The following is a 3,006-nucleotide window of genomic DNA, read 5'->3' as shown; positions in this document are numbered from 1 at the left end:
GTCATGGGTGACTCGGTGTTGTTGTTTGACAAAAAAGCCTTTTGGTGTATTTGCTTTGAGCCATTCAGCGACAAATTGTTCATATAAATTAGCCATGTCTATGAGAAAAGGGAGCATTTCGCGATCGCCTGTTTCGTGACTGGGCCCTGTGTTATCTAAAAAGAATCGACATAAGGCGTGTAAAAGTTGATAATCTTGATTCAAACGGTGATAATTTCTATCAATACAAGCTTCTGATTTAAACTGTTTTAATGTAACAAATCCTTGGAGTGCGTGAAAGGCTTTTCGCACAGTGGATGAAACAGATTCACCGCACAAACCGCTGCGGCCAATGATGAAAAGTGTCCAAGCCAGAATTTGATTATCTTCGATGTCGCCTGTTTGTTCGTTATAGTGGCATTTTAGTTTAACATCCCAAGGTTTTTGCAGGGCTGACCGCAAATCGACGCGGCCGCGAATGTAGGCGAGTCTTTCTGTTTTGGATAAGTAATGGCGATATAATCCTTTGCGACAGCGTTCTAGAATTTTTTGGGCAAGAATGTTAGCTAATCTCTCGTAACTTTCTTGTAAAGATTGGCACTGAATCGAGCCTTGGGGAAATTTTATCTTAAGCTTGTAGGCATAGTCAATCATTCCGAAGAGGTTGTTTATGGGAACCTTTGGGCGGATGGCGATTTGAAATTCTGGAGTGATGGGAATGTTGCCAACTCGGCCTTTAGATTTTAAGTGCCATTGATATTTTGTTTTAAAGTTGGGAAATTCTATATCGATTTCCTTGTCATAATTCTGGTGTATTTTTTGTCCTACTGATTCGGGGATAAAATCTTGTTCAAAAGTTGCTAATTGATATTCTGTAAGTTCGATAAGTCGGCTGGATTCTGGTTTCATAATTGTGGTGGATGCGGTAACGCCACGGTATCGGCGTTAATGACGGCGTTAGATTGTCAATAGCCCAATTTATTCTTGATATTCTCCCAGAGAAACTCATCCATTTTTTCCAGGTTATCAAAGAAGTATTCTTCGAGGTATGGCTCAATTTCCATTTCCCAAATATCTGGGATATCTTCAACTAAGGTTTTTGTCAAAAAGAAGGAGATGCCTAATTCATAGTGTTTGTTGTTAATTGCGCGATTGACATCTTCTAGAATGCTAGTTAATTTATCAACTGGAAAACCTGTTTTTTCTCTCTGGTGATACTGTCGCAGGACTTCATAGTTTGGATAGACGGGAATGAATGTGAAGCGGCGGCGGAGTGCGTTATCGACTAAGGCAATAGAACGGTCTGCGGTGTTCATTGTGCCGATAATGCGGACATTTGTAGGGATTCTAAATTCTTCGCCACTCGCTAATTTAACGGTGCGATCGCGGTCATCAAGCAAATACATCAACTCTCCAAATACCTGAGATAAATTTGCACGGTTAATTTCATCAATAATCAGAATGCAAGTGTCTTCACAGGCTTCGGCTTTTTTGCAAAATTCGAGGAATCTGCCGGGAACTATGGGATAGGTTAATTGCCCATCTTGACTTTGCGGACGGATGCCTTGAATAAAGTCTTCATAAGTATAAGCTGGATGAAATTGAATCGTGTCTGAAAAGCCGTCACCGCCACCGATTAAGTGTTGGGCAAGTTTTTGAGCGAGGAAGGTTTTTCCGGTTCCGGGCGGGCCTTGTAAAATGGCTTGTTTCTTACGGTGGATGGTGGATATCCAGCGGTTGAGATCAGATGTTTGAAAACCCGTTTGTTCTGAAAATTCTTCGAGATTGTACGATCGATTAAATTCTTTTTCATATACTGAAAAATATTCATTGATAGGTAGAGGTGAATCATTCTCCACTATATTGGAACACAAAAAAAATAATGGAAATACTTTTTTAAAGGTTTGTGCTATTATGTAAATTAACTGTTTTGCAGAATATCCTAATACTTCTTCGGCTGCAAGCGATCTAGCAACCTGAATATTAATAATTTCATTTTCTTTGAAATCTGGTGGTTGTTCGCTCGTTAAATAAATAATACTATTTAATAATTCATCAATATATTTTTGAGGTTTAACTACGATCTGGCGATATTCAGGTCTATAGGAATTCTGACTAATGATTCTATTAGTTAAATAGCAATGATATTGATTGGGAAGCTTATAAAGTTTAAGGCTGTTGATTGCCCTTGGATTATTTATATAATTGCTCTCATATTTATCTCTTATATAATCAAGCTCGTTAAATTCTGCATACAAACCAAAAGTTAAGTCTTGGTTGTCAAATCTTAGCATTAAGTGAGCATCCTCTATATAATTGATGTCTCCATAACCAAAAGCCACACTGTAAGCTACTGATTGTAAACCGTTTGTTTCAACAATGGAGCCAAGTTGCTCCCACTTGATATTTATATATTTTTTTATAAAATCAGGCAACAGCTCTTCTACATGACTGAAAATATACCTCAATGGCTCTTCTACATATTGTAAAAAATCTTTTTTATGTGCCATGTAAAAATCGGAGCTAGGGTTTTCATAAAATTGGGTCAATAAGTTAAATGTCTCTGGTAAAAAAGGACAGTCTGGATGTACAAAAATTTTTTTCATGTTGTCTTATTCTTTGAGAGTTTTTAATTGTTCTCCTGACTTTAATTGTAGCTGATAGCGGTTCTTGAAACCACCGCTCGCCCCTACTTCGATCTTCGATCACCCTACCTGTTGCTTCATGTTTTATCATCTAAAATACGATCGCCCTTCCCGACACCAGATATCTGAGATGCGATCGCACCCCCCATCCTTACCCACATCAATAGCCCTCCCAAACCAGTAACACAGGCAAAACCGCTAACAACAGTTCCCGGAAAAGTTAAAGTTGCGCCGAGTGACTCAGATTTACCAAATTGTGTCTATACTAGATAATTGAATCCGGCGATCGCGACAAATAACGGGTACATTAAGAGACAAAGCAGTAGCAGCAATAATGCGATCGGGCAAATGGGGAATTTGCGATCGGTCAACTTGCCTTAAA

2 protein-coding genes are annotated in these 3,006 nt (G+C 38.7%); both read right to left on the bottom strand.

Annotated elements, in window-relative coordinates:
* Window positions 1-888 (bottom strand): McrC family protein (locus tag ACUVJL_RS29205; protein WP_445249048.1); only part of this gene is annotated, 888 nt, incomplete at its 3' end.
* A gap of 56 nt (window positions 889-944) precedes the next feature.
* Window positions 945-2,585, bottom strand: a complete 1,641-nt coding sequence (locus ACUVJL_RS29200) for an McrB family protein (RefSeq protein WP_445249047.1) — start codon at window positions 2,583-2,585, stop codon at window positions 945-947.
* Window positions 2,586-3,006 lie beyond the last annotated feature (421 nt).

It is taken from the genome of Microcoleus sp. OTE_8_concoct_300 (assembly GCF_031383065.1).
GTDB lineage: Bacteria > Cyanobacteriota > Cyanobacteriia > Cyanobacteriales > Microcoleaceae > Microcoleus.
This window is presented reverse-complemented; position numbering and strand designations above follow the sequence as displayed.